The organism is Chryseobacterium proteolyticum, assembly GCF_046591535.1.
Lineage (GTDB): Bacteria > Bacteroidota > Bacteroidia > Flavobacteriales > Weeksellaceae > Chryseobacterium > Chryseobacterium proteolyticum.
Window position 1 is genome coordinate 1 of the sequence record NZ_JBJLWK010000016.1, and the last position, 8,630, is coordinate 8,630.

The 8,630-nt window shown below is 35.1% G+C and carries 1 protein-coding gene; it reads right to left on the reverse strand.

The window, feature by feature from the left end:
• Window positions 1-8,630 (reverse strand): amino acid adenylation domain-containing protein (locus ACJ5H0_RS23005; protein WP_411252180.1); only part of this gene is annotated, 8,630 nt, incomplete at both ends.

The following is an 8,630-nucleotide window of genomic DNA, read 5'->3' on the forward strand; positions in this document are numbered from 1 at the left end:
ACAACAGGATTTTTTAAAATCTGGGCAACTTTTAAAGTATAGCCCTTCTGCTTTATCCTTGAAACTACCTGGATAGATTTGATAGAGTCTCCTCCTAAATTATAAAAATTGTCTTTTACACTGATCTGATCCCGTTTTAAAACTTCAGACCAGACAGATACCAAAAGTTCTTCTTCCCGGGTTCTTGGAGCAATATAATTTTCCTTGATTAAATCATCCTCTTCAACTTCCGGTAGAGCTTTACGATCTATTTTTCCATTAGATGTTAAAGAGATAACATCAAGTTGTACATAATAACTCGGGACCATATACTCCGGAAGAACTTCACTTAACCTTGATTTTAAATCTTTTTTATCTATTTTATGATCAGACAGATAATAAGCAACCAGAACCTTATCTTCATCGGTTCCTTTTGTTACTACGACTGCCTGTTTTAATTCTTCTGAACTCTGAAGCAAAATGGTTTCTATCTCCCCAAGCTCAATACGGAATCCCCGGATCTTAACCTGATCATCGATCCTTCCCAAATATTCTATATTTCCATCCGGAAGCCATCTTCCCAAATCTCCGGTGTCATACATTCTGAGACCTTCCTCAAAAGGATTCTCCATAAACTTCTCAGAGGTAAGATCTTCACGGTTCAAATAGCCCCGGGCAACTCCGTCCCCGGAAACATAAATCTTCCCTGTAACTCCTACAGGCACAAGATGTAATTCTTCATCTAAAATGTAAGCTGTACTGTTTGAAATAGGCTTACCTAAAGGAATGGTTGTATAATCTGAATGACTAATAGGATAAGTTAAAGAAAAAGTAGTGTTTTCTGTTGGTCCGTATCCATTTGTAATTTCTATATCAGGAAAAGAATTATATAATTTTTTTACATGATATGGAGAAACAACATCACCACCGACAATGATCTTATTTACATTCCTGAATACTTCTATATCGCTGTCTACCACAAAACTAAACCATGATGCTGTCATCCAAAAACTGTCAACTGCATTGGTATTAATGACTTCTTTCAGCTTATCAATCTGTAATAGGTTATCCTGAGTGGCAAGAACTAATTTGGACCCGTTTAACAGTGTTCCAAAATATTCTAAAATAGTAGCATCAAAAGATATTGCACCAGTACTTAAAAGCGTATTCTCAGTATTTAAAACAAAATAAGAAGAAGGCTTAACAAGTCTTACTACATTTTTATGTTCTACCATAACCCCTTTAGGATTACCGGTTGTTCCGGAGGTATACATTACGTAAGCAAGGTCTGCTGAAGTGTTTATGCTCAAAAGGTTCTCATCACTATATTCTGTACTTTGAATACTGAATTTTGAAAATTCTTCTTCATCAATGACTACCTTACTCTGGGTATCATTTTTAATAAAATCAATTCTATCCTGCGGATAATTTGGATCAATAGGTACATAAGCCGCCCCTGATTTTAATATTCCCAGAATGGCAACTATTAGTTTTTCACTTCTCTCTAATTTAATTCCAATCAGATCATCAGAAGCAATACTATAATTAGATCTTAAATAAGCCGCCAATTGGTTAGAACACTCATTTAACGCTCTATAAGTAAACGATCTTTCTTCAAAAACAACAGCTATATTATCGGGTGTGTTCTCAACCTGCTCCTCAAACAATTCGGTTATTGTTTTATCGCTCGGATAGGCTACTGCCGTATCGTTGAAATCATATAATAAAACGTCTCTTTCTTCAGCTGTTACGTAATCTATGCGTTCTAACAACAACTCTTCAATTGTACTAAACTGAGCTACTATATTTGCGAAATGATTGGCAAGGCGCTCAATCTGTCCAGATTCAAAAACTGAAGAATTATATTTAAACTCAATAGTAAACGACGATGCTGAAGGGACAACGATCACATTAAAATCATAATTTGTCTGTTCAAAGACTTCAACACCTTCAATCGTAATCCTCTGTTCTTTTTGTCCGTACAATTCCTCAATCTCATCTTCGATTGCATCCTGTACCAAATAGTTCTCAAAAATCATTAAACTATTAATCAAATCCATTCCTAAAGAACTTTGAGACTGTACTTCAGACAAATTAAGATAATGATGTGGAGTACTTTCCAAGTTCTCTGAATGTAATTTCTTCAGGAACGTAATCACTGTATCTGTGTTCTCGTATTGTATTCTTACCGGTATCGTATTAATAAATAATCCTACCATATTCTCTACTCCCGGCAATTCTCCCGGTCTACCGGATACCACTGAACCCACAACAACATCCTGTGTATTGTTATATTTAGAAAGTAAATATCCCCATACTCCTTGCATAAAAGTATTTGAGGTTATACCTAACTCACCACATAAGTTTTTAACTGCTGTAAATGAATCTCCTTCTATGTTCAAGGTTTTCTTCTGGAAAATATTACCTGAAGTTAACAATGGCTTAACTCCTAAAGGAAGCACGGTCTTTGATGTTATCCCATCTAAATAATTCTTCCAATATGATAATGATACATTTTTATTAATTTTTGATAACCAATCTATATAAGTGGAGTATTTAACTGGTTCCGGCAATTGTATCGTATGACCATTGGTTATAGCCATTAACATACTGTAGAAGTCGTTAATTAAAATACTCAGACACCATCCATCCATTAAAATATGGTGGCTGCTCCAGATAAATTCATAGTTTCCGTCTCCTAACTCTACTACTTTCAAGCGCATTTGAGTTGGCTTATCCAAATCAAATCCTGCAGATTTATCCTTTTCTTTAATGATATGTAATCCCTCAGCGATATCTGTTAAATCACAAATAGATTCATAACTAAAGCTGCTGGAAACTGTTTTGTGTACGATCTGCAAAGGCACACCACTGTAATCATTGGTAAAGCTGGTTCGTAAAATTGCATATCTGTTAATCAACTCATCATAAGCCTGTTTTACTGCCTCAATACTTAAATTGCTAAAGTGCAGTTTATATGAAAGCTGCTCAAAATACATATGGCTTGACTGATCTACCAACCAGTGATAATACAATCCTTGCTGCAATGGTGAAAGCTCATAAATATCCTCAACGTTATTATCTTTATTAAGTGCTGCTAAGTCTGAATAACTTAAATCACTATACGTTAAATCAGATGGCGTTAAACGATTTTCTTTAACTTCTGACAATGTTTCGATAAGATTGGCCAGCTCTGTTTCGTATGCAGCAATCAGTTTGGCTATGGTCTCGTCTTTAAAAGTGTTTTTTGAATAACGAATAGACATATTGAGCTGATCAGAAACCATCATTCCGGAAACATCAAGTAAGATTTCACTTGAATTATTGGCCGTATCTGATGTTGCCCCAATATTTTCCGATGAGAATTCAAACAGGGATTCTCCTTCTGTATTGACTCCCGCATTGCTGCCAAAATCTCCTAAATAGTTAAATTGGATACTTGGAACAAGTTCATTGTCAAAACGTTTGTCGAGGTAATTCAGAATCCCATAGCCAACTCCTTTATTAGGAACCTTACGCAATGATTCTTTGACTCCGATTAATTCATGACCTTTGGATGATGATAAATCCAACACGAAAGGATACACACTGGTGAACCAACCCACTGTTCTTCCGATATCAATACCATCAATGATTTCCTCACGGCCATGGCCTTCCATTTTCAGAACACTCTTATCAGTCCCAAAAACAGTTTGAACGGCCAGTCCAAGTCCTGTTAATAAAATGTCATTGATCTCGGTATTATAAACATGATGAACCTGTGTCTGAAGCTTTTCTGTTAAAAATTTATCAAGAGTAAAATAAGAAGCCTTATCCCTTAATGAAATTTCTTTACCGCCATCGTAATCCATTGGCAATAACCCTATGGGTTCTTTTGAAACTTCATTCCAATACAATCGTTCTGACTGCATCTTTTCGCTTTTAGCATATTCTTCCTGAACCGAAGCCCAACGCTGGAACGAATCTGTTTTTAAAGGCAGGCTGATCGGTGCATTTCTTTGGTAGGACTCATACAAATGAGATAAATCTTCAAATAAAATACGCCATGAAACCCCATCAATTACAAGGTGGTGAATAATAAGCGCTAAACGGTCTCCGTCTGACATCCTGAAATGTCCAACATGGAACAAAACGCCTGATCCAATATCAAATCCTGACTGCAGATCATTACCAATGCTGCGCAACGATTCTAATTCAGCCTCTTTGGAATCTGACCTTAAATCATAAAAACTAATTTTATAATGTGTTTCTGAAGTATCTTCATTGTATTGCGTCCATAATCCATCTTCTTCCTTATACACCATACGCAAAGCATCATGATGTTTAACGAGGTCAGCTATGGATTTTTCTAAAACAGATGAATCAATCTCTTCCCGGCTTCTTAACAGCACAGACTGATTGTAGTAATTTTTATTAGGGATTTGCTCACTTTCAAAGAAAAACTGTTGAATTGGAGTCAATACAACGCTACCTTCCATTTCTGACTGATCAATTTCAACTGTATCCAATTCTAATAACCGGGCAAGATCTTCTATGACAGGATTACGTAATAATTGTACTATTTTTAGCGTATATCCTTGCTGCTTCAAACTTGAAACAATCTGAATAGATTTGATAGAGTCTCCTCCTAAATTATAAAAATTATCTTTTACACTGATCTTATCCTGTTTAAGAACTTTAGACCAAACATCTACCAATAGCTGTTCTTCTTTTGTTCTCGGAGCAAGATATTCTTCTTTGATCATATCTGCTTCACCAACTTCAGGTAAACTCTTACGATCCACCTTGCCATTCTGTGTCAAAGGTATACTCTCCAATTCTACATAATAACTAGGAACCATATACTCAGGAAGTGCTTCACTTAGTCTTGATCTCAAATCTTTTTTATCCACCTTATCATCACAGACATAATAAGCAACAAGGTATTTATCAGAAGATTCTCCTTTTACAACAACTACTGCCTGTTTTAATTCTTGAATATTATCCAATAAACAACTTTCTATCTCTCCAAGCTCTATACGGAAACCACGAATTTTAACCTGATCATCTATCCTTCCTAAATATTCCAATTCTCCTGAAGGCAGAAAGCGAGCTAAATCTCCAGTTCTATACATCTTTCCATTTTCCTCAAAAGGATTCTCTATAAATTTCTCAGAGTTAAGATCATCACGGTTCAAATAGCCTCTGGCAACTCCTTGTCCAGATACATATAACTCTCCAGATCTTCCGTAAGGCACTAATGCTTGCTGCTTATCCAGTACATAACAATTAGCGAAAGCTAATGGTTTACCAATATTGCTAATAACAGATGATAAACTTTCATCAGTTAACAACTTGTAAGTAACATGTACGGTAGTTTCAGTGATTCCATACATATTAATAAGCTTAACATCCGGATTGCTTTCTTTCCATAGTTTTAGTTTCGCAGGATTTAGTGCTTCACCTCCAAAAACTACATAGCGTAGAGAAGGTACTTTATAATCAAATGCAACAAAATTATAAAATGCTGATGGTGTCTGGCTAAATACAGTTACATTATGCTCTACCATTAAATTAGCCGCAAGTTCCTGGTTATGAACTTCCTCGTTACTTAAAATCAAAATATTACCCCCTGTTAATAAGGCTCCAAAAATCTCCCAAACAGAAAAGTCAAAGCAATAAGAATGGAAAAATGACCATGTATCTTTCTCAGAAAATTCAAACTCTAAAAAGCATGATTTTAAAAGACTTATAACGTTTCCATGCTCAATCATTACACCTTTTGGTTTTCCTGTGGTACCAGAAGTATAAATGATGTACGCCAGATCTGATGGTTTATTTACTCTCTTTGGATTAGAATTTTTATATTTTTGATTTTGATTCATAAATACTGTAAACTCAGCATCATCCAGGACTACTTTGCTTTGCGTATCGTTTACCATAAAATCTATTCGATCCTGTGGATAATTAGGATCCATTGGCACATAAGCTGCTCCAGATTTTAGTATTCCTAATACAACAACGATCAGGTTTTCATTCCTATCCAACTTAACGCCAACTAAATCACCAGATCTTATATTATAATTAGATCTTAAATATCCAGCCAATTGATTAGAACGTTCATTTAATTCTCTATAAGTAAGTAATCTTTTTTCAAAAACAAGAGCGATACTATCAGGTGTTTTATCAACCTGATTCTCAAACAATTCTATTATCGTCTTATCATTCAGATCAGCAACTGTCGTATCCTTGAAATTATGTAATAAAATACCTATTTCTTCAGTTGTTAAATAATCTATACTGTTTAATGATACTGAAGGGCCAGCAATAGAACTATTTATTATATTTTCAAAATGATCAAAAATCTTATCTATTAAAAGGCTATCATAAATATCAGTGTTGTATCTAATAGAAAGAAATAATCCTGCTTCTTTTTCAACAAAAATAAAACTTAGATCAAACTGAGCTGTTTTGTTTTCAAAAGCATAGTTTTCAACCTCCAGCCCTGTTAATTCTTCTTCACTAACTATTGATTTTAATTGACCCTGATTTTGTAAAACCACCAAAACATCAAATAATGCAGAACGACTCGCATCACGTTTCAGATTCAGTTTTCCAACCAAATCATCAAAAGGATAACTCTGATGTTCGTATGCTCCTAATAAAGCTTCTTTTTCTTTATTTAATACCTTTAAAAAGTTATCATTATCATCTACCTCCGTCCTAATGGCTAACGTATTCAGATACAAACCAATTTGATTCTCCAAATCCGGATGGTCTCTTCCGGCTACCGGCGTTCCAATGATAATATCATTCTGGCCGCTATATTTATGCAGTAAAACCTTTATTCCGGCCAATAAAGTCATGAATAAAGTGGCATTATGATCTTTTGAAAACTGATTAATATTATCACCAAACTCCTTTGAAAACAGCTTATTTGAAGAAGTTCCATTAAACGTCTTCGTTAAAGGACGTGCCTTAAAGCTTGGCAATTCCAGTACTGGTAATTCTCCCTGAAACTGCTCTAACCAGTATTTCTCTGATGATTGGTATTTTTCTTTTTGAATAACATCATTGATCCACACCGCATAATCCTTGTATTGAATTTTCTGTACCGGTAGATCTACTGTTTTACCTTCTATTAGTGAATTATAAATAGTGACAACTTCTTTTGTCATTAACTCCATAGACCAACCATCACCAATGATGTGATGCATGGAGATAAAAAATACAAAATCTTTTTCCTGGCTTTTTAGTATAGAAGAACGAACAAGAGGTACCTTTTCTAAATCAAATGCAATGGAGTTCTCCGATTTTAAATAATTCAGGATAGCATTTTCTTTATCTTCATTCAGACTAAAATCTAAATATTTAACACTGAAATCCAGTGCATCAGCCTCTGTAATGAACTGACTGATCTCTTTGTCATCCGTGAATCTGAACGATGTTCGTAAAATCTCATGACGGTTGAGTAAAATGGTAAAAGATTCCTGGAACTTCTGAAGATTTAAATCTCCTTTGAACCTGATAGCAAAAGGCATATTGTAAGCAAGAGATCCCTCTTCAAGCTGACTTAAAATCCAGAATCTTTTCTGTGAAGATGTTAATGGATAAGACTGTGAAACCGGCGCTAATGGTATTGATAAATAACCCGAATCAAACATTTTCTTGCTTAAGCCCTCGATCGTTGGTTCTGTAAAGAAGTCTTTATAACTTACAGAACTTCCCAATTGCTTCTGAATTCTATTAATCACTTGAGAAACGATTAAGCTATGGCCTCCAAGTTCAAAGAAATTATCGGTAATACCAATCTTTTCAATCTTTAACACCTCTTCCCATATCGCAACTAATTTTTTCTCAATATTTGTTACCGGCTCAACAAATTCTTTTCTGATCATATCCTCTGAAGAGATTTCAGGAAGGGCTTTACGATCTATTTTTCCTATTGACGTCAAAGGAATAGCATCCAGCTGGACATAATAAGCAGGCAGCATATAATCCGGCAATAATTTGCTCAAATTACTCTGCAGTTCTTTTTTATCTATATTATCATCAGATACATAGTAAGCAACCAGAACCTTGTCTTCCTCGGTTCCTTTTGTTACAACAACGGCCTGTTTTAATGCTTTGGAACTCTGAAGTAAAATGGTTTCTATCTCTCCAAGCTCTATACGGAATCCACGGATTTTTACCTGATGATCTTTTCTTCCTAAAAATTCTATATTACCATCCGGCAGCCATCTGCCCAAATCGCCGGTATCATACATTCTGAGCCCCTCCTCAAAAGGATTATCCATAAACTTCTCAGAGGTAAGATCTTCACGGTTTAAATACCCCCGGGCAACGCCACCTCCTGATACATAAATCTTTCCTGCCACTCCTACAGGTAATAATTGTGCACCCTTATCATCAAGAATATATACCTTAGAATTCAGAATTGGTTTACCAATGATACTTTTTTTACTGGTATAATTAACATCAATTATCCAGTTCGTTGAATCGATAGTATTTTCTGTTGGTCCATATGCGTTATAAAAACGGGCATTCATTTTGGCCTTCTTTAAATGACGGGTATTTAATACATCACCTCCGGAAACAACATGTTTTAATGATTTTAAATTATAGAATTTTTCACTGTAATCAGGATTAGACAATAGATCATTTAATAGAGA